The sequence below is a fragment of the Sorangium sp. So ce693 genome (genome assembly GCF_051521375.1).
Taxonomy (GTDB): Bacteria; Myxococcota_A; Polyangia; order Polyangiales; family Polyangiaceae; genus Sorangium; species Sorangium atrum.
In genome coordinates this window covers 13,162,922-13,187,845 of record NZ_CP150347.1, presented here as the reverse complement: position 1 = coordinate 13,187,845, position 24,924 = coordinate 13,162,922, and the positions used below count along the sequence as shown (strand labels likewise).

Genomic DNA, 24,924 nt, shown 5'->3' with positions numbered 1-24,924 from the left:
CTGCCCCGTGCTGGCACCACACGCCAGGAGACGCACATGAGAAAGAGCACCGCGGCTGCCTTGGTTCTTCTGCTGTCCCCGTGGGCGACCGGCTGCGGGACTGTGCCCAACGTGAACGACCCTGGCGTGACGCCTTGTGAAGGTACCTCGTGCGAGGGCGAGCCGCCCCCAGAGTCGGTCTGCGTGGAGCACATCGCCGCCGACATTCTCGACGACGGCTGCGGCGTGTTCCTTGCCGGAAACGTCGGTGGCGGAGACGACAGGAACCCCGGCACGAAGGCGAAGCCGGTGTACACCATCGAGCGCGCCATCGAGCTCGCGCGCGCTGAACGAGGGCGCGTGTTCCTCTGCAACGAGGGATTCATCGTGAGTCAGTTTAGGGTACCCTCCGGCGTGGATCTTCTTGGGGGCTTCCACTGCCAGAAATGGGTGCGCGATCCCCTGCGCCCATGGACCCTGTTGAATGCCGAGCGGTTCGACGGCCCCATGGGGATCGTCGAGCCCGCGGGCCCCGAGGACAGCGGGGCCGCGGACGGGGTCTCGACGCTCGCCGACCTCCACTACACCTCGTGGGGCCCGATCGGCTTGCTCGCTCAGTCGAGCACGGCAGTGGAGATCCTGCGGAGCGAGATCTCCGCCAGCCAGGGGAATGGAGGCCGTGCTGGCGAGCAGTGGCCGACCAGGCAACCGGACGGACCGGATGGCATGTTCGGTGGGGACGCGTGCCTGGCGGCCGTCGTCGCCGGCGGGCCTGCGACCGTGAACCAGTGCGCGAGCGGGCTCACGAGCGTTGGCGGCAAGGGAGGGGACGGGCTGCCCGACAGCGCCGAGGATGGAGGCGACGGGGAGCCCGCCTACGCTTCGCCATCACGCGGCGGTCTCGGGGAGCGGGACAACCGCAGTTGCTCCGATGGATTCACTGGTGGCTCGGGAACTCCGGGAACGCAGGGCGCGCCCGGCAAGGGTATCGGGCGCCTCACCGAGACAGGATGGGAGGGCGACACGGGGGGCGAGGGTACCTGGGGCACGCCGGGCCAGGGCGGCGGCGGTGGCGGCGGTCGCTGGGGCGGGCTCGCCCGGTGCGGCGCGGCCTCAAAGGGTGGCCCAGGAGGAGGCTCGGGAGGAGCCGGCGGTTGCGGAGGCCGAGGAGGCCGCGGGGGAGCGAACGGTCAGCCGTCCATCGGCGTCCTCGCGCTTCACGCCAGGGTGACCGTGCGCGACACCAAGATCACGGCGAAATATGGCGGCAAGGGCGGCGACGGCGGGGAACCTCAGGACGGCGGCCGAGGCGGCCGAGGCGCACCGGGCGGAACGCTGGGGGATGAACTCGGCGCCTGTTTCGGCGGCCGGGGCGGCCAAGGAGGGCCCGGCGGCTACGGCGGTCCCGGGCGCGGCGGCGACTCGATCGGCGTCGCCTACCTCGACGAGGACCAGCTCACGCTCGAGGGCGTGACCATCGAGATCGGACAGCCGGGCAAGGGCGGCACCAGCTGGAACCACGATGGCAGCACGACGGTGGGAGAGAGCGGCAAGGCCCATAAGACGCTGCGGTTTCCCGAATAGTCGCAATCACGTTCCGGGAGGACGACGGCACGGACCTCCATGACGGCTACGATAGTCCATGCGGTTTACGACCAGGTCAACCGCGGCGCGCCGCCCTCGACCAGGTGGACATCGACGTTGCCGAGCTCGCCGGCATCCACCTCGACCCCGCGGCCGCTCCCCCGCCAGGCGCCTCCCCAAGCGAGCGGCGCCGTCTTGCGGGGTACAGCCGCCCTACCACGTCAGCGACGGCGCCGGATGCCGAGGACGACCGCGGCGCCCATGCCGACGAGCACGAGCACGGCCACGCCGACCCACGCCCAATCCCAGGGATCCGAGCTAAAGGAGACGGCCACCGCGCCGCACCCGGGAGACCACGCTCTTCTTTTCATCGGGCAGCCCATCCCCTCATAAACCGCTCCCTTCAGTCCGCCGGAAGGTGCGGACCCCGCCGCGGTGCTCCTCGACGCCGCGGCCCCGCTATCTGCTCGGGCGCCGTGTACGTTCGCGCGGTCTCGAGGTTGCCGGCGTCCGCCGCGACGTGGCCGAGATCGACCAGGTCGACGGCCATAGCCCCCGAGCTCGCCGACGTGCGCCTCGACCTCCGCGCCCGCGCCGCCGCGGAGCGAAGCCGCCGCGCTCGCCTCGAGCTCCTCGCCAGCGGCGCGGCACGAGCTCGGCCAGGTCGACGGCGGACGCCTAGGGGAAAGGGCTACACCGGATCTACGAAAGTCCATGCGACCGAGAAGAGGCATATGTTGATCGTCGCCTTGCCCATAGACGCCCCGTCCATCGCCACATCCGGTACCACCTCGTTCCCGAGCTCCGACGGGATCGGTCGGTAGCCGGGATAGGTGTCCTCGATCTCCCGAGCGATCTCGCGCGCTACCGGCCTCTCCTCGGGGATGCCGGGCAGGTGGATCCCATAGTACGGCCCGAGCAAGGACACATGGAAGCTGAGCGCCGTTTGGTCGGTGAGCCAAACTCGGGCCGAGTACGCCGGGTCGGCCCCCCCGGACAACAGGTGGAGCGACTCGTTTTGAAGGCCATATCGATCCCCCAGGCGGCGGATCATCGCTTTCCACGTTGGGTACTCCGCTCGCCCGCGGCTTGCGGCTTCCACTAGGCGGCAGTGCTCCTCCGTGTCGTCGTAGAAGGGCTCGTTGGGAGGTACGTGGATACGTGCGAAATTTTGCACACCCCGCGGGTAGAAACAGTAAACGACGCCGAGCAGCTCGGAGCGAGTTATCACCATTATTTCGTCACCCTGGCACCGAGCCGCGGATACTTGGATTTGAACGTCGCCAGCATCTCGTCGATCAATCTATCGCAGAAGGCCGCCTGCGGCAGGTAGTAGTCCATGCGGTTTGCGACATCCTCTGCGATCTCCTCGCTGAGGCTGGCTGCGCGGCTTGGATCGATTCGCCCCATCAACTCGGTCCGGAGCGGCATTTGGATGGTGAGAGGGCAGCTCCAGCTCTCGATCTTGCGCGGGGTCGTGAGTCTCTTGAAGTTCAGTTTCGCCCTGGCCTCTTGCCACCCTCCGCCCTTGCCCTCGCCATCGTCCTCGACAATGGTGACAAACTTGAACTCCGACGGCTTAAAATCTACATATACCCATGGGGCCATCCCAGGCGGCGGGCACTTCGAGCTGCACGCTTCGCTACAGCTAAAGAAGGTCGCGCCGTCTCCGGCTATGTCGCCGACTCCGAGGCACGGATCTGGCGGGCTCTCCGGGCTATCTGCCGGCCTCTCCGAGCTGTCGCTCGGGCTCTCCTCCTCGTCTTCGTCGTCCGTTTTGTTGCACTGCAGCTTGCGCTCGCTACCGTACTGCGATCCGCTCGGCGGCGCATCCCCGAAGTCACCCGACGCGACGGAGGTGATGACGGGAACAGGCGGTCCGACTGGTCCACCTGCACCTGCACCCCTCTCCCACTCCTCGCGGGGATAGCAGTCTCCTACCGTCCAGTTGCATGCCGCTAGCACGCAGATGAGGACGGCCACAATCGGCAGCAGAATTCCTTTTGTGTTCATTTTACACTCCATCGAAGCACGGGACCGGCGACCACAAGCACCGACACATAACCTGGAAGCACAAGACTGCTCCCGCCGACCCAATCCACATTAGCGCTCACCGAAACGCCGAGCGGTCCGGCAACGTACGCGTTGGTTTGCGCATGGGCGCCTGCCGCCATCCCGGCAACGTGCCCACACATTGTACGTCCGCAAGCCGGCATGAAGTAGCCCGCGACCGAGGGCCCCGCACTCAAGTCGCCGTTCTCCCAACTATATCCGAGGGCAACGATGGTGCTGTTGTAGACACCAGCTCCACCTATCTGGATTGGGGGCACGACACTGAACAGATCGCGAAGACTAAACAGGAGATCGCTCTTGATGCGCCACGATATTCCCGCATGCGGGCTCACCGCGAGGCGCGTCGTGGTGCCAGCCTGGAGCCATCCGAAGTTAATTCCGGCGTTCACCTCGGATGCGTCTGCTTGCATCGGGACGACACTGAGGACGAGAGCGATCCCTGTCGCCGAGTAGACCTGCCGGCCTGTCGTCCTCATCGTCTTCTTCCCTGTCTTCCGAAATATGCGAGCAACGTGGCGACGCGGGCCATTCTTCTGATCACAGGATCGGCGTCAAACGGAATCTAGACGAGAACACCACACGGACCAGGGGTCGCACCGTCCAGAGCGTACTCCAGTGCGCAGCTGCCTGCGCGGCTCGCGTGCTCGTCAACCTGCCGGCACGGAAGCCCGTCCATGTCGCGTCAGAGCGCACGGACGGCCTTGCGCCCCGGGGTTGCACGACGTCGCCCGCGTGCCACGGCCACGACCCACCGCGACGCCCTGGGCAGGCCACCGCCGCGGTTGACGGTGCGCCGGCGGTCGCGCGATCTGCGCTGTACGACGTCGCCCGAGCGGTTGACGGGGCGGCCCACGAGGGACTGGACGGCGGGGGCCAAGGCGGCGACGGCGGCTACGGCGGCCCCGGGCGCGGCGGCGACTCGATCGGCATCGCCTACCTCGACGAGGACCAGCTCACACTGGAGGGGGTCACCTTCGAGATCGGGCTGCCGGGCCCGGGTGGCACGAGCTGGGAATGGACTGGCGACGTGATCACGGGGGAGGACGGCATCGCCGTCAAGACGCAGCGCTTCCCTGAATAGGATCACGACACATCAGGCGAACTCTGTAAACGATGTGAACGGCATACGCCTCGGGCGATCCGCCATATCATGTTCGCGGTAACTTCCGCCGCTGGCGACCGAGGCAGCGACGCCTGTCGTCGCCGCGCTCCAGCCGATCGCAGCGACGGCACTGCCGACCGGAAGGAGTGAGCGTCGCCTTCGCGGATACACACCCCGAGTTGCACGACGGCGCCCGCGAGCGCAGCCCGTCGCGCGGCGACGCGAGCAGGCAGGCGCGAGAGGGCACCGACGGTGGCGCGCCTGGAGCTCCACGACGGCGCCCGCGGGCCTGATGGTGGCAAGGTGGACAGCCGCGCGGAGCTCCAGGAGCACGACTCCAGGCCGCGGCGCCGAGACCTCGCTCCCGGAACGCGCCGGCGAGGGCCCCGAGCTCGTGCGGAGCTTCTGCCTGGAGGACTGGAGGAGATGATGCCTGCCGAGGTGCGAGCCGACCGAGCTCCCCCCGGCGTTCCTCGTCACTCGGCACCTCTTCGTTCTTCATCTCGACCGACTTGACCGATTCTGCCGCTTTGCCTCTGTCCGCTTCAAAGCGCATTACAAGGGTAAGCTCGCTCGCGCGTCTATCTAAGGCTCGCTTCGCTGAGGCTCGCGAGGCGAGCGGGCACGGCGCGCGCCCCTGCCCTGGCTCGCCTGCTCTCGCGTTCGGGAAGGCACGGTTCTGGCTGTTTGAACCTTCACGAGAGGGGGACGATGATCTATGATGTGACCGGCACTTCTGATCGATGCCAGTTTCGTAATGGGATACATTGCCGAGCAAGGCGACAAGGGGCGCAACTACGGAAGAAGGTGCCGAGCCGCACACGGTGACAATTGTCACTTTCCATTCGGTAAAGGTCCTGCATCACTGTGCATATGATGGCAATATCCGTCACAGGAGGCGTCGTTGAGTAGCGTAGATGCGAAGCTTGCAGCTAGCGCTGACACGGCTGTGGCCATTTTCAATGGGGAAGGGCTGCTTCAAATGCTCGTGTGGCGTTGCGTGTTCGCCAAATACGAGGAGCATCTGCTCGATGGCCTGGAAGAGCTAAAAGACGGCCTTCGTCGGTTCATGGCGCTGCGCGACCAGGGGCTAACCCAGGGTGGTCCGCAGAGGGTCACAAAAGGCGACATCCAGCGCCTTGAGCGGATCTCGTCGCTCGTGCAACAATGGCTCGCGGGCGGCGAACTGTCGCCGGAAGTTGAGGAGCTCGCACGGCAGCTGTGGGGTGTCCTCGCAGACCCCGGCGCTGGCGTCCAGATGCTCCCTCCGCCTTGACGACGGCTTCATCGAGTTCGGCGTCCATCGGCCAAGCCGAGCCCCTCCACATGCTCTATCGCGAGGCGGCCGGCGTCGACTCCTGCGGGCCGGCGATGGCTACGTGGTCCTGCGACGTCGGCGCGCCGGTCCGCACCGACCGGAAGGAGTGAGCGTCGCCTTCGCGAATGCACACCGCGAGTTGCACGACGTCGCCCGCGAGCGCAGCGGCACCGCGAAGCGCGGATGCAGGTCGAGCCCGCCGACGACCGCGATGCGCCCGTCCCCCGGCACGTCCGCCCGCCGCGCCTCCGGCCCGAACACCCGCTCGATCTCCCTTCGCAGCTCCACCGAGCCGCGCTCGTTCGCGCGCCCAGCCCACGCCACGGTCGCGTCAGACGGCAGCATTCCCTCCTCAATGGGGCTCTCCTTCAGGATCCTCACGAGCCGCGCCGCCGGGTCGTCCGGCGCCACGCCGGCCAGCTCGATCGGCCCGCCGGCCTGCTTCATCAGCCGCTTCCACGCGAGTTCCAGCGACGCCGACCAGACGAGGTTCATGCCGGGCTGGTGCGGGACATCGAGCTGAGGGCATACGATCGTGCCGGGGGTGGAAACGGGCGCGGGCGAGCTCACGGACATGGGAGCGCTCCTTAGGGGATCGGCGGTGGGCGTCAGCATATGCCGCATACGCCGCGCGGGGGCGCTACCTCTGGAATTTGCTCGGCATGCCCGCGCGGCTCGAAGCGGCGTACGGGGCTGTACACGAGATCGGGTACGACGGCCGCAGCGACATGGTGAAGGTGGCCGGCCCGCTCGGCCGCCACATGGAGCCAACCGCCGTCCGCAGCCGGCCGCGGTCAGCGGTAGTCGCCGTACCCCAGCTCGTGCTCAAGCTTGACCAGCTTGTTGTACAGGCCGATCACGAGCAGAGATGGCGCCCACTGGCCGATGAAGTTCGCGATCTGCTTCTTGCCGGCGAGCATGCAGCCGGCCGAGACCGCCATCGAGCCGATCGCCAACCCGAGATAAGTACCGGACGGAATCCTGCCGGTCCTCTCCTCGATCTTCGTCGTGATCCTGCCCTCTTCCTTCTGGACCATCTGCTTCTGCATCATTGGCTCGGTGGTGGTCATCGTGGATCTCCTTCCGCAGCGCCTGGCCGGCGCTGCCGTGGCCGGCGCTGCCGTGGCCGGCGCGTGCCGGTGCGACGACCGGGCCAGAAATGAGGGCGTCCGGACGAGAACAAACCGCGCAGCGCTCTCTTCTGCCGCCGGCGCTGCGGCGCGCTGTGACCTCCAGTCGATCGCCGCCCGAGCGAAGCGCAGAGGGCGGCGACAGCGACGATGGCCGGGCTCGATCGCGCCCGGCGCTCACTGCCACACCGATGCACACGCCGGCCGGCAGACTGCTCGATCGCCGACCTCCGGCGCCGGCTCTGCTCGAGCGCCCGCGCCTCTCAGATCCGCGCCGTCACCGCGCGCAGGATCTGCCGCTGCGCCGCCGCGAACACGAGGAGCACAGGCAGGCTCAGGATCACGTTGCCGGCCATCACGAGGTGCCAGCGGACGCCGGTGCCCTGCTCCCGGAGAAGGGCGATCGCGAGCGGCAGCGTGCGTACCTGGTCGTCGGTCGTCATGACGAGCGGCCAGAAGTAATCGTTGTAGTGAAAGACGAAGCTGAACAGGAACAGCGCCGAGAGCGTCGGCCGCAGCATCGGGCCGAGGATCAGGTAGACAATCCTGAGCTCGCCGGCCCCATCCATCCTCGCCGCCTCGATGATCTCGTCAGGGACCGAGAGCAGCGCCTGGCGCACGAGGAACGTGCCGAGCGCGCTCACCCCGAAGGGCAGGATCAGCGCCCCGAACGTGTTCACGAGGCCGACCGAGCCGAGCATCGTGAAGACTGGCACGAACGTCACCTGCGCCGGGATGAGAAGGCACGAGAGCACCAGGACGAACGCGGCGCTCCGCCCCGCGAACCTGAGCTTCGCGAGCGCATAACCGGCCGGGAGCGCGAGGGCGATCTGCAAGAGCGCGATCGCCGTCGCCATGAGCACGGTGTTGACGAAATACCGCATCACCGGCACCGCCTGGAGCACCTCGCGGTATGCGCCCAGCTGGAAGGCCTGCGGCAAGGGGTAAGCCGGAGCGCGGGTGATCTCGGGCAGCGTCTTCAGCGAGGTGATCGTCATCCACGCATAGGGCCCGAGCCACACGATCGCCACCACGAGGAGCACGGCGTCCGAGGCGAGGCGGCGCGAGCGCGAGTTGAAGAGCCCCGCGCGGGCGCCGCCGCTCTGCCCCGCCGTCACGACGGCCGCCTCCCCTCGCGCGGCGCGCCCGCGCGGAGCGCCCAGAGCTGCAGGACGGTCAGGAGGAGCAAAAAGACGAAGAAGATCACGATCATGGCGCTGGCCCGGCCCACCCGCAGGTTCACGAAGACGTGCTCGTAGATCGCGTAGACGAAGAGGGTCGTCGCTTTGACCGGCCCTCCCTGCGTCATCACGCGGATCACGTCGAACGCCTGAAAAGAGAGGATGAGGCTCGTCGTCGCCACGAAGGCGGCGCTCGGGCGGAGCAGCGGCCATGTCACGTGGCGGAACCGCCGCCACGGGCCGGCGCCGTCGAGCGCGGCCGCTTCGTGGAGCGCGCGGGGGATGTCCTGGAGGCCGGCCAGGAAGATGACCATGGCATAGCCGGTGATCTTCCAGACGCTCACCGCGGCCAGCGCGAGCAGCGCCGAGCGGGGATCGCCGAGCCAGCTCATCGTCGGCAGGCCGAGCCCGCGGAGCGCGGCGGTGAAGAGCCCCTCGGCGTCGAGGATCCACATCCAGAGGAGCGCCACGGCGACCCACGACACGACATAGGCGCTGAACACGGCGCCCCGCACGAAGGCATAGACAGGCCCAGGTCGATCGAGCGCCACCGCCAGCGCGAGCCCCAGGGCGCCGGAGAGCGCCACCACGACGGCGCTGTAGCCGAGCGTGCGGAGCAGCGTGCCGGCGAGCTCGCCGCTCCCGACGAGGACCTCGTAGTTCCGGAGCCCGACGTACCGCGGGGGCGTGAGCAGGTCCCACGTGAAGAAGCTGTTCTTGGCCGCGAGCAGGAGCGGGATCAGGAAGAACACCGCCAGGAAGGCCGCGGTGGGCAGGAGGAGCAGGTAGGGCGAGAGGGGGTGTTTGGGCTTCATCGCTCTCGCGCCGCGCGGACGGCCTCGGAGAGGGTCTCGGCGGCGTCGCGCGGGGCGAGCACCGCCTCTTCGAGCCGGGGCTGCACCGCCTCGCGCTGGACGCGGAACAGCTCCGGAGACCACGGCCAGGGCGCGGCGTGCGCGAGCTGGTCCACGGCGACGCGGTCGTTCGGGTGCGCGGCGTAATAGCCATCCTGCCTGAGCACCTCGAGGCCGCGGCGCGAGACGGGGATGTAGCCCGTCCGCGTCGCGAACGAGTTCGCCTGCTCCGGCTGCATCATCCAGCGCAGGAACGCGAACGCCGCCTCCTGCGCCGCCGGCGCGGCGCCCCGCGGCATCACGAACATCGTCCCGCCCGTGGGCACCGAGGCGCGCACGTCGCGCGGCAGCGGGGCCGCGCCCACCTCGAACTTCCCGGCGCCCGCCTGGCTCGCGTTGTCCTCCAGGTACCGGAGGAACGCGGTCGAGGTCCAGATCATCGCGACCCGGCCTGCCAGGAAATCGGTGTTCGTCACCTGCCACGCGTTGTAATCGCGCCCGGGCGGCGGCTTCATCGTGCGGTCCTCGTGCACGAGGGTCTGCCAGAACCGGAGGGCGCGCACGCCCGCCTCCCCGCCGAGCGTGGGCGTGCCGTCCGGGGCCACGACGTCGCCGCCCGCTTGCCCGACGAGCGCCGCCCAGAACCACCAGTCGATCGGGCACTCGAAGCCCCACCGCCGCGTGCTCGCGCCGTCGCGCACGACGAGCCGCGCGGCCGTCGCGCGCAGCTCGTCCCAGGTCGTCGGCGGCGACAGCCCGAGCTCGCGAAACACATTCCGGTTGTAGTAGGCGATCGGCGTCGATCGGTTGAACGGCAGGCACACGAGCGGGCGCTCGCCGCCGCCCACGAACGTCCCCGACTGGCCGAGCGCCTCGACCACGTCGAGATCGCCGCCTGGGGCGTCGGCGAGGAGCCGATCGAGCGGCTCGAGCACGCCCGCCTCGGCCAGGTAGGGCACCACCTCGCCGACCACGTGCGTCAGGGCGGGCGCCGCGCCCGCCGCGAGCGCGGTCCGCAGCTTGGCGAGCGCCTCGAAGTAGTCGCCCTGGTACACGGCGTCGATGCGGTAGCGGCCCTGCTCGCGGTGGAACTGGTCGACGAGCGACAGGAGCACCTCGCGGTTCTTGCCGCCGTAGGCGAACCACAGCGAGCCCTCGATACGCCCGTCGGACGCGCGCCGCGCGCAGCCGATCGATCCCGCCGCGGCTGCGGCGAGCGACGCGGCGAGCGCCCGGAGCGCGTCGCGCCGCGAGCGCACGGCGCGGCCTTCCCCGTTCATGACGCCGCCCGCGGCGGGGCGATCCGGGCGCCGGAGCCGGCGTCGAACCAGAGCACGTCGCGCGGATCGAGCCGCGCGCGCACCGCCTCGCCCGGCGCGGGCGTCGCGAAGCCGTGCGCCCGCGCGCGCAGCCGTGTCCCGCCCGCGTCGAGGTACAGGAACGTCTCGGCGCCGAGCGGCTCGGCCACGACGACGCGCGCCTCGACCTCCACCTCGCCCTGCGCCCCGGCGTCGCCGCGCGCCCCCGCGCCGTCCTGCGATCCGAGCCCCGGCGCGACGCGCAGGTGCTCGGGCCGCACGCCGGCGATGGCCCGGTCGGGGAGCGCCACCCCCGGCGGGGCGGGCAGCGTGAGCGCCGCGCCCTCGTAGCGCTCGCCGGAGCGCTCGAGCGGGAGGAGGTTGATCGCCGGCGTGCCCAGGAACCCGGCCACGAAGGTGTTCGCCGGCGCCTCGTAGATGGCGCGCGGCGGGCCGACCTGCTGGAGCTCGCCGGCGCGGAGCACGGCGATGCGGTCGCCCATGGTCATGGCCTCGACCTGGTCGTGGGTCACGTAGACCGACGTCGTGCCGAGGCGGCGCACGAGCGCCGCGAGCTCGACCCGGAGCTCGGCGCGCAGCGCGGCGTCGAGGTTCGAGAGCGGCTCGTCGAAGAGGAACGCCGCGGGGGCGCGCACGATCGCGCGCCCCATGGCGACGCGCTGGCGCTCGCCCCCCGAGAGCTCGCCGGGGCGCCGATCGAGCAAGTGGCCGATCGCGAGCAGCGCCGCGGCCTCCTCGACGCGGCGCGCCCGCTCCTCCCGCGCGACCCCGCGCATCCTGAGCGGGAAGCCCATGATGTCGCGCGCGGTCATGTGCGGGTAGAGCGCGTAGCCCTGGAAGACCATGGCCACGTCGCGGTCCTCCGGCGCGACGCGGCTGACGTCGCGCCCGCCGATCGAGACCGTGCCGCCGTCGGGGCTGTCGAGGCCCGCGATCAGCCGGAGCGCCGTCGACTTGCCGCAGCCCGAGGGGCCGACGAGGACGAGCAGCTCGCCGTCGTCGACGTCGAGATCCAGGCCGGCGAGCGCGGGGCGCTCGGCGCTCGGGAACCGGCGGGTCAGGCCTCGGAGCGAGAGGGTGGCCATGGCAAGAGCTCAGGTGGCGAGCAGGACGAGCCCGGGGATCGAGTCGGCGACAGCGAGCAGCTTGGGGCTCGGGGAGACCGCGACGGGCACCCGGGCCGTCCGGAGAAGGGCGGCGTCGTAGGCGCTGTCGCCGAAGGCCGCGAGCACCGCGAGCTCGGGGAAGATGCGCTCGAGGGCGCGGGTCTTCCCCTCGCCGTAGGTCGCGGGCGCGCCGAGCTCGGGGGCGATCCGGCCTTCGCGGACGGCCGGGGTCATCGCGGCGATGCGCTCGGGCGCGACGCCGAGGCGCGCGACGGCGCGCTCGATCACGGCGCGAGGCGACGCCGAGACGACGTACACCGGGACGCCGCGCGAGCGCGCCCAGTCGAGGATCGGCAGCAGCGCCGGGCGGATCCGCCCGGCGTGGCCCTTCTCCTCGAGCACGCGGTCGACGAGCGCCGCGAGCTCGTCCTCGCGCCACCCCGCGAAGGCCCAGGCCATCATCGCGAACGCCCTGTCCTCCGGGTAGCGCTCGGCGTTGAACGCCGCGTAGAGCGCGCTCGCGATCTCGTGCGCGCCGCCCTCCGCGGCGACGCCGAACGCCTCGGCCTCGCGGCGCAGCGCCGCCTCCGCCTCGGGCCGCGCGAAGCGCCCCGCGAGGAACGCCTCGAAGAGGTCGACGCCCACGTCCCCCTCCCAGAGGGTGCCGTCCGCGTCGAACGCGAGCGCGGTGCGCGTGGCGTACGTGCCGTGCGCGGCCTCGATCCTCCGCAGGATGTCGGTCGTGCTCTCGCGCGGGATCGTCGCGCTGCCGTCGAGGTGTGCCGCCGTCATGGTCTCCCCGGGGCCGGACGCCTGGTCCGACCGAGGCCTACGCCTACTGCGGCGCCCGCGTCGCGTCACGCGTGTCAACGTCGCGTCACCCGGCAGGAACACCGATCACGTCGAGGATCCGAGAGAAAACAACAGGGAGACGGGGAGACGGGGAGGCGAAGAGGAAGAGAAAGAAAAATCTCCCCTTCTCCTCGCCTCCCTGTGAAAGCTCTGCTGTTTATCGAGGTTCAATCTGCTCGGCGCGCCAGGGGGCGTCACCGCGCCTTCTCGAAGAGGGAGTGGTGCAGAACGCCGACCGCCGAGGCGACGTGCGCGTCCTCGATGACCATCGACAGGTTGACGCTGCCCGTGGCGTAGCTGAGCATCTCGACGTTGACGCCGGCCTGGGCCATCGCCTCGAGCACCTGCGCGGCGACGCCCTTCTGCCTGGGCATGCCCTGGCCGACGATCACGAGGGTCGTCCGGTTGGGCAGGACCTCGCAGGCGCCGAACTGCTCGAGCTCGGGGAGCGCGCGGCTGAGCTTCCCGAGGTCGTCGGTGGTCATCGAGATCGAGACCTCGGACGTGGTGATCACGTCGATCACGACCTCGTGCCGGGCCAGCACCGCGAGCACCTGCGCGAGGAAGCCGACCTCGCCGAACATCCGGGTCGAGCTGATCTTGAGCACGACCTGCCGCTCGCGGTACGCGATGCTCGTCACGGCCGGGGACGCGGCGTCGGTGTTGAAGTCGATGACCGTGCCGGGGTGATCCGGCCGGTTCGTGTTGAGCACCCGCACCGGGATGCCCTTCTCCATGGCGGGCAGGAGCGTGGAGGGGTGCAGGACGCGGGAGCCGAAGAACGCGAGCTCCGCGGCCTCTTCGAAGCGCATCGTGGGGATGTTCCGGGCCGTCTTCACGACGCTCGGGTCGGCGGTCATCACGCCGTCGGTGTCGCTCCAGATCTGCGCCTCCTCGGCGCCGAGCCCCGCCGCGACCAGCGTGGCCGTCAGGTCGCTCCCGTTGCGGCCGACGGTCGTGATCTCGCCGGCCTCGTTGCGGCCGACGAAGCCGGTGACGATCGGCACGATCCCCTCGGGGACGCGCTCGGCGAACATGGCCTTGATGCGGGCGTCGAAGCCGGGCAGCGGGCGCGCGCGGCCGAAGTTCGCGTCGGTGACGAAGCCAAGGTCCCAGACGTCGTAGGCGCGGGCCGGCACGCCGCTCCTCGCGAAGAAGTCCGCGATGCACCGCACGGCCATGCGCTCTCCGAAGCTCGCGATGTAGTCGAGGCTCCTCGGGCTGAGCTCCTTGACGAGGCTGATGCCGCGCAGCAGATCGGCGATCTCCTCGTAGAAGGGCGCGAGGAGCTCGGGCGCGCAGCCGAGCGACTCGGCGACCGCGCGCTGCTTGTTCACCGGGACGGAGGGATCGAACCGCCCCGTGGCGGCGGCCTTGGCGGCGTTGATCAGCGCGTCGGTCATGCCCTTGTGAGCGGAGCTCACCACGACGGGGCGGCGGGCCAGGCGGGCTCTGACGATGTGAAGAACCTTCTCGATCTGCGCGCGGCTCTCGACCGAGCTGCCGCCGAACTTCATGACGATCATGCGCGTGCCTCCATGGGCCAGCTGGGCCCGGTGGGCGCGAGAATAGTCGCGGTCGGCGGTTAGGCGAGCCCGGCCTGACGTTGACGCGAAGTGCTAAAAGCCTGTCGCGGTAGCGCACCCAACCATGTGGACGAGGGGCCTATGCCTCGGTCGCAAGGAGCGCCCGGAAGCTCTCGCGCTTCGTGAGCAGGAGCCAGCGCAGGTTCTTCATGAGCGTGCCTTGCTCCGAGAGGGCCGCATGGCTCAGGAGGACGAGCTCGGCGACGCTGATGCCCTCCCGCACGTCCTCCGGGGAGACCTTGACCCTGCCGTCCGCCGCGGCGCGGCAGCGGGCGAAGCGCGAGATCACGACGGTGGCGAGCGAGAGGTCGAGCACGGCCGCCAGGAGGTGCCTCGGCGCCGAGAAGATGTGCCGGCGCTGGAGCACGAGGCGCAGGTAGTCCTTGACGAGGGTCCCCTCGTCGCCGGCGAGGAAGCGGTCGACCGTGCTCACCCGCTGGAGCTTGAACGGCCTGGGGACGAACAGCATATCGACGGTGCCTCGCCCGAGCATCCAGGCGGCCTTGTTCCCGAAGCTGCGCAGCGCCTGGAGCTCCGTCCAGGAGGCCTTCTCGACCCGGTGGGACTCGCGGACCCGCGACGGATAGCAGAGGTTGCCGAGCAGATAGGCGAACAGCACCCGCGCATAGAAAGAGGGCTTCTTGCGAGGCGCGAGCGGCTCGGGCTCCTCCTTGCCGGCCTGCCCGAGGGCGGCGTCGACCGAGGCGTCCGTCGCGCGCCCCTGGCCCTGGGGCAACGCGCGCTCGAAGGCCGCCGTCCAGTCGTAGAGCTCCGCCAGCGTCGACGCGGGCGACGCGCCGGTCGCGAGCCGCTCTTCCCAGTGCCTCGCGGCGCGCAGATAAAGCGGCTGCGCGAGGATCACGCCGCTCAGCGTCGCCAGCGCCGTCGACATCCGCTCCGTGTCGCCTCGCTGCTGGAGCTTCGCCTTGAGCTGGCGGTCCACGGGCTTGCCGTAGTTGTCGCGGATCGACGGGCACAGCTGGGAGAGCTGCGCGACGACGACATCCTTCTCGTCTCGGACGAACCCGAACGGGAACGCCTGGCACGATTTCGGGATGTACTCGTGGCCGAACCGCTTCTGCATGCTGCAGAGCATGTCGTCGTCGAGGAAGACGCACTGGAGCTGGCGATCCCGCTCCCGCACGGGCAGCACGCCGCGCCCGATGACGAGGGCCCCGTCTTCGCCGACGCGCTCCCGCACCCAGGGCTCGGCGAGGTACCGCCTGGCTTCGTCGCCGCCGAAGCGGATGTTCCAGGGCATCCGGCAGCACCGAGCTGGGCAGTCGCGGCACTCGAACTTCTGATTCGGGGGGTGACTCGAGGGAGCGATGAGCTTCGTCGCCATGGGGCGGCGGGACGATACAACGCTACGGCGATCTGCGCTCGATCCCCGCGTGCCGCCTGTCCATCGCGCCCGGCGCGGCGCAGCGAGCCAGTGGGCTCAGGCGTGGCGACGACGACCGGCGAGACGACGACCGACAAAAAGACAGCGCCGCCGGGGCCTCAGGGGGGCGAAGGCCGCGCCGGCGGCGCTGCATCCCATGAAGCACTGACCGTGCCATCCGGACGATCCCTAAGACGCACCCCGAATTGCGGCTATGCGTCAAGGACGTCCCCTACGGGTTTCGTTTTTGAAACGCCACGGTCTCAGCATTGAACGATTGTAAGGGTTCTTTTCTTACCACCGTATTTCGCCACGGACGTAATTATTCCAGTCAATCCAGTCTGTTTTTACCGTTGCGGCAGGTTTTGCTGCGTTCCGTGATACGAGCGCTGTACCTCTATTTCAGGAGAAACAACATGCGACTTGCTCTCCCCCTGTCAGCGGTCACAGCGATGTCTCTCGCGCTCGCCGCGTGCGGCGACGACGAAGAGATCAAGCCGGTGGAGGTGGCGTCCGGCGCGGGCGGCCAGGGCGGTGACGGCGGTGACGACGGCGAGGGCGTCGGGCCGGAGGGGAAAGCGGACGGCGAGGCCTGCGCGGTCAACGAGGACTGCCACGGCGGGCTCTGCTTGACCGAGGAGGATTTCGGCTGGGCGGGCGGCTATTGCACAAGGCTCTGCGACACGGACCTCTTGCCCTGCGGAGAGGGATCCGAGTGTCTGCCGCAGGGCAGCTTCTCTCTCTGCCTCAAGTCCTGTGAAGAGACGTCCGACTGCGGGAGGGCGGGGCATACGTGCGTCGACGTGACCGACGACGGGTGGACGATGTGCTTTGGCGGCTGCGACGACGACGCGCAGTGCAAGAGCGCCTGCGACGAGGACACCGCGCTCTGCGTCGCGGAGGGTGAGATCTGCGACAGCGGCGAGGACGAGGACAAGGACGGCCTGCAGGACTGCGAGGAGCGGGACTGCTCGACGACGACAGCGTGCATCGAGAGCGTCGCCGCGGCGTGCGCGGAGGCCATCGACGTCTCGGAGGGCGGGAGGTTCACCGGCACGACGGAGGCCGGCACCAACCTGTTCGCCGCGCTCTGCCCTGGTCTCACCACGTCCGTCACGGGCACGGGCATGCGAGAGCGGGTCTTCCGGTTCGTCGCGCCGGCCAAGGGCGCGGTCCAGATCGCCGCGACGGCGACGGCGACGGAGGCCGACTTCGACTGGTACATCCGGGAGAGCTGCGACGACGAGACGACGCTGCTCGGCTGCGTCCCTGCGTTCGGACCGGAAGACGCCCCCCTCGAGCTCCTCACCGAGGCCGGTCAGACCTATTTCATCTTCATCGAGGGCAAGAACGGGATGGACGCGTCGTATACGCTCGATGTGTCCTTCGCGGAGGAGATCTGCGGGGACGGAGCGCGCGTCGGCACAGAGGAGTGCGACGACGGAGACACCGTGGCTGACAACCTGTGCAGCAACGAGTGCCGGGTGAACCTGGGGCCCCTGTGCGCGGCCGCGGCGACGCTCACGGAAGCGACGACGGTGGGCGACACCTCCGAGGGCACGCAGGGCGTCACGGCGTCGTGCGGCGGCGAAGGCGGGGAGCTCGTGTACCGGTATACCCCGGAGACGAGCGGCAATCTGACGATCACCGCGACGCCGGAGGGCCACTCCGATATCGTCCTCTACGCGCGCAGCGACTGCGCAGCCCAGAGCAGCGAGATCGCGTGCGCGGATGATCCCTTCGAGTCCGGCTGGCCCGAGTCGATCACGGTGGAGGCGACGGCAGGCCAGCCGATCGACATCTTCGTCGACAGCTACAACGCCGCCTCCTCGGGGCCGTTCACGCTGACCATCGCCCCGGCGGAGTGACCTGAAAACGCGGACCGGCCGTCCAGGAGGCTCCGCCTCCGGACAGCCGGGAGATTGCCGCCTGCGGTGCGCTCGCTACCGCAGCGGGAGCTCGGCGTCCTTGCCCTTCATGCTGGGCAGGTCGATCACCTGGAGATCCGCGGTCGTGACCTCGCCCGGCTTCACGTGCACGCCGGTCCCGATGCTCGTCGACTCGACGTTGATGATGTAGCCGCCGGTCGGGAGCCCGGAAGCGCGGAACGAGCCGTCCTCCGCGGTGACGGGGTAGAACATGCCGATCGCGCCGTCGTCCCCGATCTGGGTGGCCAGCATGAGGCGAGCCCCCGGGAGCGGCTTGCCGCCCACCGTGACGCGGCCGCGGATCTCCCCGGTGCCCCGAGGCGCAAAGGAGATGTCGTGCTGCGCGCTCTTCCCCTCCTCGATGCCGACCGCCGCGAGCATCACCTCCTCGCCTCGCCGCATCATGACGCGGAGCTCGCCGGCCGGGACCTGGTCGAAGTGAAAGCTGCCATCCTCGTCGCTCACCGTGTTCACGAAGCCGATCGGGCGGTGCATGAGCGTGAGCTTGGCGCCGGCGATGGGCTTGCCCTCGGCGTCTCGCGCCACGCCGGAGAGGCTGCCGCCGGGCGACATCACGAGCTTCACCGGCTTCAGGCCGTCGCAGCTCGCGACCTCGATCTCGGTCGAGCTCACGGCGTTGCTGCCGTCGTAGCCGCGGACGACGATCGTGCCCTTCGGCACGTGCGGCAGGCTGAAGGAGCCGTCGTCCTCCGTCTGCGCCTGCGCGGCGGCCTCCATGGCCAGGCTGCTCAGCTCGCCGACGGCGAAGAGCGACTCGGCGTCCACGTACACCCCAGCCAGCGGAGCGCCGGACGAGTCCACCGCCTGCCCGGTCAAGGTACATCCCTTCGAGAGGGTCAGATCCATCTTCTCGACGTCTCCGGCGCGCACGTTGACGTTCGAGGAGAACGCGGGTGCGAACTCCGCCGCCGTCGCCCTGACGACGACGTCCCACGAGGGCAGCTGATCGACGCGGAACGAGCCGTCCTGGCTCTCGAACGTGCGAGAGAACAGGGGCGGCGTCGCCGGCGTCTCCGCCGTCACGGCCGAGAGGACGTCGATCGAGAAGCGGCGCACGGGCTCGCCCCGCTCGTCCAGCACGCGCCCCTCGATGACGCCGCTCTTCGGCAGCACGAGGCTCACCGCCTCGCCGGGGCGCGCCGTGGTCGACGTGGTCCCGTACCCGTCGACGCTCGCGCTCAGCTGATAGGTGCCGTCCGGGAGCGTGAGCTCGAACCGCCCGGCATCGTCGCTCTTCACGGAGCCCGCGGTCGAGAGCACGTTGCCGGCGACCTCGAAGGTCATGGCGACGACGGTCGCTCCGGCGAGGGTGCTCCCGTCCGTGCCATAGACAAGGCCGCTGATGGTGGGCCGCGCCTCCTCCTTCGCCGCCGGCGCCGCGCCGCGCACGAGCGCCCTGTTGCGATAGCGGACGTGCTTCTCGGCTCCGGCGTCCGGGCCCCTCGCCCCGGCGGTCTGCTCGTCCCCGGAGCGGAAGGCGAGGAATAGGGCGACGCCGGCGAGGGCGGCCAGGAGCAATCCGGCGGCGATCCACAAGGGCCGGCGCGAGGGGTTCCGTTGCGACGAACTCGGTTGCATCATTGTTCCTCCAGACAAGTTGACCTGGCTAGAGCGCTGCGGCCGGGAGCTCGGCAGAGGCGGAGAAGAGAAAGGGGCTACCGGCGTTCCCGCCGGCGCCCCCTCCTCACTCCGCACGACGCGTTCGACGAGCGCCTCCCCGACCTGCCCGGGGCCGTACTAAGGGCTTTCTGCAGGGAGGCTCTCGCCGATCGGTCGGACGCCGGGCGCCGTCTCAGAGCCCAGTGAAGACCGGTCTCAAAGGCACGCCGTCAGTAGCAATGCGGGGCGAACGTGACCGGCACGGGCATCGACAGCGAGGAATAGAACTGAATCGTGGCCTTGATCGTCCCGGTGAAGTCGTCCTCCATCCCCACGAAGTTGCACAGGGGCGCCTTCTGGAGCCGTGAGGTGATGCCGGAGCTGGGCGGGAACGCCACGGTGCTGGGCGGGATCGGCACGGTGGGCAGGAGCGAGATGCTCCCGTCCGTGAAATAGAAGGAGTTCCAGTCGCAGTCGTTGTTCCCGATCGTCGTCTGCTGGCGAAGGAAGATGTTTGCGGCGACGGCGGCGCCCGGGGCCGCCACGACTCCCCACTTGCCCACGTAGCCGCACTCATCGTTGAACGGGGTGCCCGCCTGCTCGGCCAGCTGGAAGACGGTCGTACCGACGGGCACCTTCCTCAGCCCGGTCTTCATCGACACGTTGTAGAGACAGTCGTTCCGGATGGCCAAGGCGCTGCCCGAGATCGACGTGACGGTTGCGAAAGCGAGCACCCAACGAGCGAAATTCTTCATGAGAAATACCTCCGAGGAATCGAATCTGTGGTGAAGTTTGATGCAGATACCTATCCAGATCGTCACCCAAGGGATGCATTCCCCCGGGGCGTGCGCCACGAGAGCGGTGCCCGACGGGAACGACGCACGTCGTCGTCGTCCCGTCACGGTCACGCTCCCGGAGGAACCCGCCCCGAGGTCATGACGCGAACAACAGGAGACTATTCTCCCCGCGGTTTCACGCAAGCACTTTTGACTGGCATCTTTTCGGTCGAAAACACGACGGAGTTAGAACCATGGATAATACCGGCACTCCTCGACTATGAACTCATGCCCTCTGCCTTGAACGCACCCCTCGGGCTCCTACATCCAGCCGAAGTATCACGCACCCGCGCCGAGAGAGGCGGTGTAGGGCGGCGCCGCGAGGCGCGGCCGAGGGCGGGAATCGCCGGGGAACGCCAGGGCCGGCGGGCGCCGGGGGTCGCGGGCGATGCACAAGGCAGCTCCGCGCCGCCCCCGGCGCTCGATCTACCTACCTACCCACCGAAGACTACCGAAGACGCCCCGCGAAGGCGCTTGTGGGTATGGCCCTCCGATGCGGCTCCGATGAGCACCGCGGAGCCACACCGCGCGGCGGCGCGACGGAGCGCGGCAGTCTCGCGATGATGGGATATCGAGACATCGAGTCGCCGCGCGGCGGCGGGTGCGTCCCGGCCTCCCGGCGGCGCCCGGCGCCGGACGCGCGGCGTCCCGGCCAGACGGGGCTACCGGCGATCCCGGACGTCCGGCGGCGTCCGCGCTCCTCAGCGGAGCGTGACGGCCAGCCGGTAGTCGAAGAGGGCCGCGGTGCCCGAGGCGCCAGACGCGGCGCGGACGCGGAGGAAGTACCGCCCCGCCGGTAGCGCGTGAGCCCCGGGGTGGCGCGGGGCGTCCCCGGTGCCGTCGAGGATCGAGCAGTTGCCCCGGCCGCTGTCGTCGTCGTCCGCGATGAGCGAGCCCCCGGCGTCGAGCAGCGACAGGCGGCTGTCGATCTCGAGCGACTCGCACGTCTCCTCGCCGCCCTCGATGATCTCCGCGCGGATCGACCGGCCCTCCGGGACATGCACGGCGTAGAAGTCGAAATCGTCGGTCGTCCGCGCGCCGGCGATGAACACATCGGAGCCGACGGATCCGCTCGCGGTGGCGACGGTGCCATTCGGCTCCTCCTCGGCGCCCGCGGGCGCGAGGATCTTGGCCTGGAGGAGGTAGAGCGGAAACTCCGCGCCGTCCTCGCGCGCCGCGACCTCGACGTCGTGGTCGCCGGAGGGCAACGCCACGACGAGCGCGGAGCATCCGCCGATGCCGCCCGCGTAGGCTGCGTCGGAGAGCCCCTCGTCCGTCGCGACCGTCCCGCCCGCCGCGTCGAGCACGCGGAGCGTCGTGAGGAGGCCTCCCTCGCAGCCGGCCGCGGTGCCGTCGAAGACCTCGAGGCGCACGACCGAGGCGACAGGCAAGCTCAGGCGGAACACGTCCCTGTCGCCGCCCGCGGCGAGGCTCGCCGCGAGGAGCGCGTCACCCGAGATCACGAGATCGTTCGCGCCGGCCTGCGCGGGGGTGTCGTTCGGCTCGATCTCGGCGGTCGCCGCCTCGAGCTGGCAGGCGGCGCTGCACCCGTCGCCGCCCGCGGCATTGCCGTCGTCGCACCCCTCCGGCGCGTCGAGGAGGCCGTCGCCGCAGACCGGGAGTCTCTCGCAGCGGGCGCTGCACCCCGCGCCGCCGTCGCACTCCTCGGCGCCCTCCCTCACGCCGTCGCCGCACGAGGCGTCGAGCGAGACCCGCAGCGTGTAGCGGGCCCCCGGCTGCTCCGGGAAGCCGCTGACACGGACATGGTATGTCCCGGGATCCAGGTGGCGCGCCGCGGCCCCGCCCGGGCTCCGCGAGTCGATGAGCGAGCAGGCGCCGATCCCGCCGTCGTCGTCGGAGGCGAGCACCGTCGCCCCGTCCGACGAGAGGAGGGAGAGGACCGTATCGACGCCCTCGGCGCACCGCCCGGGGCCGCTCGAGTCGAAGGTCTCGAGCCGGAGATCGGATACGGTCGTGAGCCGCAGGGCGAAGAGGTCGACATCGATGTCCGGCTCGATCGCGCCGGACACGAGCGCTCCCGGCGCGACAGCGCCGTTCGCCTCGGCCTCGGCAGGGGTCGAGTTGGGCTCGATCTCGGCGATCACCCCCTCGATCCGACAGGCGGCGTCGCAGCCATCCCCGCCTGCTGTGTTGCCGTCATCGCAGACCTCGGGCTCGTCGACGAAGCCGTCGCCGCACACCGGGATGCGCTGGCACGTCGCCCCGCACGCGGCGCCGCCATCGCACTCCTCCAGGCCCTCGACCACGCCGTCGCCGCAGACGGCCGTTGTCCGCGCGCGCAGGGTATATCCAGCGATGGAGTCTCCTCGAGCGTCCTGGACGCGCACGTAATAGCGGACGTGATCGACGCCCGGCGCGGTGACGGAGGCGCGGATACGGGAGCACCTGGCCTCGCCGCCGTCGTTGTCCTCGGCGATCACGGCGCCGTCGGGCCCGAGGAGCTGCAGCGCGGTGTCGATGCCGCGGCAAGAGGTCGGGCCGGTCGCGTCGAAGGTCTCCACTTCCAGCTCGGCCAGGCCGGGGACGTCGACGGCGAAGAAGTCGACCTCTCCCGGCGGAGAGATCGACGCGGCGAACAGCGCGCCCGCCGCGGTCGCCTGCCCCACGGTGGCCTGGCCTCGCGCGTCGTTCGGCTCGATCTCCGGGAGGATCCCCTCGAGCTGGCACGCGGCGCTGCAGCCATCTCCGCCCTCGGTCCCGCCGTCGTCGCACGTCTCGGCGCCGTCGATGGCTCCGTCGCCGCACACCGCGATCCGCGCGCACTCCGAGGAACACCGCTCCCCACCGTCGCACGCCTCGCCTTCCTCGATCACCCCGTTGCCGCAAAGCGAGGTGAAGGCGATGAGGAGGTCGTACCCGGGGATGGGAGCGTCGTTGTCGAACTCCTCGACGGTCACATAATACGTGCCCGGCTGGAGCCGGGTCGCCCTGTCGTCGACGCTCGAGTCGATGAGCGAGCAAGCCTCGGGGCCGCTGTCGTCGTCGCTCGCCAGCACCGAGGCGCCGTCCGTGTCGAGCAGCTGGAGGAAGGTGTCGACTCCCTGGACGCACTCGTTCAATCGTCCGGGGCTGAACGTCGCGAGCTGGACGTCCGCGAGGCTCGGCACCTCGAAGGCGAAGACGTCGATGTCGCCGACGGGCTCGATCGCCGCGGAGACGAGCACGTTCGGCCGGAGCACGGCGCTCCCGTCCGCCTCCGCCGCGGTGTCGTTCGGCTCGACCTCGGGAGAGCGGAGCTCCAGCTCGCACGCGGCGCTGCAACCGTCACCGCCCGTCGTGTCGCCGTCGTCGCAGAGCTCCGGATCCTCCAGCACGCCGTCGCCGCACACCGAGGTATCCAGCGTGAGCGAGAGCGTGTAGTCGAACGTCGCGGGCTCCGCTTCAGGGGAGAGCTGCACGCGGACGAAATACTCGCCGGGGCTCAGCTTGCGCAGCGCCAGGAAAGAACAGTAATCGTCGTCGGCGACATCGTCGTTGTCCTCGATGCTCGCCAGGCTCGCGTCGAAGATCGTCACATGGGTATCGACGCCGAGCGAGCTGCACGTCGTGCCCAGCGGGCCATCGAGCGTCTCTGCCTTGATGCGCCCGACCGACCCGTCGGGCACGATCACCGAGAACACGTCCACATCGGATCCGGGATCGATGAACGCGCGGATTCGACCGCCGGGCGCGATGGCGAAGGCGTCGTTGGCCGAGGTGAATTCGTCGTTCGGCTCGACCTCACAGCCGGACTCGATCTGACACGCGCGCGAACAGCAGTCGCCGTCCTCGTCGCCGCCGTCGTCGCAGGTCTCCGAGCCGCGCAGCGCGCCGTCGCCGCACCCGCTCGTACAACGGCTCGGCGCGCCGGCGCACGCGAACCCAGGCTCAATCGCGCAACCCGGATCGCACCCGTCGCCAGCCGTCCGATTCCCATCGTCACACATCTCGGCAGGAGCGCTGACCGTTCCATCGCCGCACACCGCGCCTGGCGCGCCGCCCTGTCCGCCGCCTCCGCCGTTGCCGCCCTCTCCGCCTCTACCTCCCTCTCCTCCATTGCCGCCCTGTCCGCCGCTGCCACCCTGTCCGCGACCACCACCCTCTCCGCCGCTACCGCCGACTGCGGGCGCATCGATCTTGCTGCGGTCCGGTGCGACGAGAAGCTCGCACCCGGTCAGGGCAATCGGCGCCAGACCAAGGAACAATAGGAGAGCCGTCCTGGGAAAGGAGATCATGATTTCTGAGGCCTCTGCTCGGCAGCATCGCGGGAACCACGGTGATCGCGGCATTCATGGCGATCACCGCAGGCGCGCCGCAGGCTGGCCACGACGGCGGGGGGCGGCAGCAGACCGATGCTCCGCGGCTGCGTCAAGAGATGACGAGCGCGCCGCGCCCTCAGTACGTGACGACGATCGCCTTGCGGAGGTATTCGTCGCTGTCCAGCTGAGAGAGCATGAAATACGCGAGGTCCTCGCGCGAGATCGTGGGACCGCCAAAGAGGTAGCCCTCCGGCGGCGAGGGGTCGACTTCGGCGCGGCACTCCTTGGTGAGCCGCCCCTCGGTGAGCTTGGGGACGCGCACGACGGTCCAGGCCACATCGCTCCGGCGGAGGGCCTCTTCCATGCGCAGCATGTCAGAATACCTGTTTCGGAGCATGGGTTTGACGAGGAGCCGGAACCAGAGCGCAGGCTGCTGCTCCTCGCCGATGCCCGCCGCGGTGACGGCGATCAGGCGGCGGACGCCATGCTCCTTCATCGCGCGCAGGACGTGGACGATGCCGTCGGAGTAGACGCGCGTCGGACCCAGGCCGCGCGACCCCAGGGCCGAGAGGACGGCGTCGTGACCGGACACGGCGCGCGACACCTGCTCGGCATCCATGATGTCGCCGCGGAGCGCGCGCAGCCGCTCATGGTGCGGGACAGGGATGGTGGCGGGCGTGCGCGCGAATGCCGAGACCTCGTGTCCGGCTTCCAGCGCCTGACGGATCAACGCGGCGCCCGTGCCGCCGGTCGCCCCCAAGATCAGCAGCCTGCTCATGGGCCGCCAGCCTACCCGGTCCGCCGCAGCGGGTA

General features: G+C 69.9%; 20 protein-coding genes. 4 read left to right on the top strand and 16 right to left on the bottom strand.

Translation table 11 applies throughout. From position 1 onward, the window contains the following. Positions 1 to 36: 36 nt before the first annotated feature. A complete protein-coding gene (locus tag WMF14_RS49325; RefSeq protein WP_437797981.1) occupies positions 37 to 1,563 on the top strand; it encodes a hypothetical protein in 1,527 nt (508 codons plus the stop codon). Between the two features lie 221 nt (positions 1,564 to 1,784). On the opposite strand, the gene WMF14_RS49320 is transcribed toward WMF14_RS49325, so the two are convergent. The 3 genes from WMF14_RS49320 to WMF14_RS49310 form a co-directional block, all read right to left on the bottom strand. Then, positions 1,785 to 1,934, bottom strand: a complete 150-nt coding sequence (locus WMF14_RS49320; protein ID WP_437797979.1) for a hypothetical protein — start codon at positions 1,932 to 1,934, stop codon at positions 1,785 to 1,787. Between the two features lie 320 nt (positions 1,935 to 2,254). Then, entirely contained in the window at positions 2,255 to 2,797 is a 543-nt protein-coding gene (locus tag WMF14_RS49315; RefSeq protein WP_437797977.1) for a hypothetical protein, read from the bottom strand. Next, positions 2,797 to 3,576 carry a hypothetical protein gene (locus WMF14_RS49310; protein WP_437797975.1) on the bottom strand — a complete coding sequence of 260 codons (780 nt, stop codon included), beginning with the start codon at positions 3,574 to 3,576 and terminating at the stop codon, positions 2,797 to 2,799. The genes WMF14_RS49315 and WMF14_RS49310 overlap by 1 nt, the downstream gene beginning before the upstream one ends. Before the next feature lie 700 nt (positions 3,577 to 4,276). On the opposite strand from WMF14_RS49310, the gene WMF14_RS49305 reads away from it, so the two are divergent. Together WMF14_RS49305 and WMF14_RS49300 are read left to right on the top strand one after the other, a co-directional pair. Then, positions 4,277 to 4,717: a hypothetical protein gene (locus tag WMF14_RS49305; protein WP_437797973.1), complete on the top strand. Its 441-nt coding sequence runs from the start codon at positions 4,277 to 4,279 to the stop codon at positions 4,715 to 4,717. 970 nt (positions 4,718 to 5,687) lie between these two features. Further along, positions 5,688 to 6,014: a hypothetical protein gene (locus WMF14_RS49300; RefSeq protein WP_437797971.1), complete on the top strand. Its 327-nt coding sequence runs from the start codon at positions 5,688 to 5,690 to the stop codon at positions 6,012 to 6,014. Positions 6,015 to 6,113: 99 nt separating this feature from the next. Here WMF14_RS49300 and WMF14_RS49295 read toward each other — a convergent pair whose 3' ends face one another. The 9 genes from WMF14_RS49295 to WMF14_RS49255 form a co-directional block, all read right to left on the bottom strand. Beyond that, positions 6,114 to 6,632: a hypothetical protein gene (locus WMF14_RS49295; RefSeq protein WP_437797970.1), complete on the bottom strand. Its 519-nt coding sequence runs from the start codon at positions 6,630 to 6,632 to the stop codon at positions 6,114 to 6,116. A gap of 218 nt (positions 6,633 to 6,850) precedes the next feature. Beyond that, the gene (locus tag WMF14_RS49290) at positions 6,851 to 7,126 is read right to left on the bottom strand and encodes a hypothetical protein (protein ID WP_437797968.1); all 276 of its coding nucleotides are present in this window, start codon (positions 7,124 to 7,126) and stop codon (positions 6,851 to 6,853) included. 323 nt (positions 7,127 to 7,449) lie between these two features. Beyond that, positions 7,450 to 8,304 (bottom strand): carbohydrate ABC transporter permease, encoded by an 855-nt coding sequence (locus WMF14_RS49285; protein ID WP_437797966.1) that lies wholly within the window; start codon positions 8,302 to 8,304, stop codon positions 7,450 to 7,452. Next, complete coding sequence (locus WMF14_RS49280) at positions 8,301 to 9,182, bottom strand: carbohydrate ABC transporter permease (RefSeq protein WP_437797964.1); 882 nt, start codon at positions 9,180 to 9,182, stop codon at positions 8,301 to 8,303. The genes WMF14_RS49285 and WMF14_RS49280 overlap by 4 nt, the downstream gene beginning before the upstream one ends. Further along, on the bottom strand, positions 9,179 to 10,501 hold the full coding sequence (locus tag WMF14_RS49275) for an ABC transporter substrate-binding protein (protein WP_272096974.1): 1,323 nt from the start codon (positions 10,499 to 10,501) through the stop codon (positions 9,179 to 9,181). Before WMF14_RS49275 ends, WMF14_RS49280 begins: the two co-directional genes overlap by 4 nt. After that, complete coding sequence (locus WMF14_RS49270; RefSeq protein WP_437797962.1) at positions 10,498 to 11,625, bottom strand: ABC transporter ATP-binding protein; 1,128 nt, start codon at positions 11,623 to 11,625, stop codon at positions 10,498 to 10,500. The genes WMF14_RS49275 and WMF14_RS49270 overlap by 4 nt, the downstream gene beginning before the upstream one ends. A 9-nt stretch (positions 11,626 to 11,634) precedes the next feature. Next, complete coding sequence (locus WMF14_RS49265; RefSeq protein WP_437797960.1) at positions 11,635 to 12,438, bottom strand: HAD family hydrolase; 804 nt, start codon at positions 12,436 to 12,438, stop codon at positions 11,635 to 11,637. A gap of 254 nt (positions 12,439 to 12,692) precedes the next feature. Then, positions 12,693 to 14,024 (bottom strand): aspartate kinase, encoded by a 1,332-nt coding sequence (locus tag WMF14_RS49260; RefSeq protein ID WP_437797958.1) that lies wholly within the window; start codon positions 14,022 to 14,024, stop codon positions 12,693 to 12,695. A gap of 139 nt (positions 14,025 to 14,163) precedes the next feature. Then, the gene (locus tag WMF14_RS49255) at positions 14,164 to 15,345 is read right to left on the bottom strand and encodes a YkgJ family cysteine cluster protein (protein ID WP_437797956.1); all 1,182 of its coding nucleotides are present in this window, start codon (positions 15,343 to 15,345) and stop codon (positions 14,164 to 14,166) included. Between the two features lie 539 nt (positions 15,346 to 15,884). Between WMF14_RS49255 and WMF14_RS49250 the strand changes: the two genes are divergently transcribed. Next, the gene (locus WMF14_RS49250; protein ID WP_437797955.1) at positions 15,885 to 17,336 is read left to right on the top strand and encodes a hypothetical protein; all 1,452 of its coding nucleotides are present in this window, start codon (positions 15,885 to 15,887) and stop codon (positions 17,334 to 17,336) included. A 75-nt stretch (positions 17,337 to 17,411) separates the two neighbouring features. Here the strand turns inward: WMF14_RS49250 and WMF14_RS49245 are convergent, their stop codons facing one another. The 4 genes from WMF14_RS49245 to WMF14_RS49230 all read right to left on the bottom strand — a co-directional run bounded on the left by WMF14_RS49245 (position 17,412) and on the right by WMF14_RS49230 (position 24,889). Next, positions 17,412 to 18,998, bottom strand: a complete 1,587-nt coding sequence (locus WMF14_RS49245) for an MSCRAMM family protein (protein ID WP_437797953.1) — start codon at positions 18,996 to 18,998, stop codon at positions 17,412 to 17,414. 248 nt (positions 18,999 to 19,246) lie between these two features. Further along, positions 19,247 to 19,750: a hypothetical protein gene (locus tag WMF14_RS49240; protein ID WP_437797951.1), complete on the bottom strand. Its 504-nt coding sequence runs from the start codon at positions 19,748 to 19,750 to the stop codon at positions 19,247 to 19,249. Positions 19,751 to 20,553: 803 nt separating this feature from the next. Next, entirely contained in the window at positions 20,554 to 23,988 is a 3,435-nt protein-coding gene (locus tag WMF14_RS49235) for a DVUA0089 family protein (protein ID WP_437804439.1), read from the bottom strand. Between the two features lie 259 nt (positions 23,989 to 24,247). After that, on the bottom strand, positions 24,248 to 24,889 hold the full coding sequence (locus WMF14_RS49230) for an NAD(P)-dependent oxidoreductase (RefSeq protein WP_437797950.1): 642 nt from the start codon (positions 24,887 to 24,889) through the stop codon (positions 24,248 to 24,250). Positions 24,890 to 24,924 lie beyond the last annotated feature (35 nt).